The organism is Nocardia cyriacigeorgica, assembly GCF_010858045.1.
In the GTDB taxonomy this organism is placed as follows: domain Bacteria; phylum Actinomycetota; class Actinomycetes; order Mycobacteriales; family Mycobacteriaceae; genus Nocardia; species Nocardia cyriacigeorgica_E.
Window position 1 is genome coordinate 1 of record NZ_JAAGVC010000363.1, and the last position, 283, is coordinate 283.

Consider the following 283-nt stretch of genomic DNA (forward strand, 5'->3'; position numbering starts at 1 on the left):
CTCCACGACAGTGTCGAGGTCGTGGCCGTCCGCGGCGAGTGCACTGCCAAGTGCCTCGACGATGGTGTCGAAATAGCCGCCGTAGGGTGCGGGTGTGCCGCCGGGCAGGCTGACCTGTCGGACGAGTTTGCCGTAGCCGGAGGTATCGCCGGTACCTTCCGCCCCGAACATGCCATGGCGGACGCCGATCACCTCGTCACCGGAGCCGTTGCGTGGTTGCTCGGCCGTCATCGCAGCAGCCCTTCCATCCGGATGGTGGGGGTGGCGGCGAGCGCGGCCTGTT

At 68.2% G+C, this 283-nt stretch carries 1 pseudogene; it reads right to left on the reverse strand.

The features are described 5' to 3' along the window. Positions 1–231, reverse strand: a pseudogene (locus GV790_RS30040) (NADH-quinone oxidoreductase subunit C); the annotation flags it as partial. Between the last annotated feature and the right edge of the window lie 52 nt (positions 232–283).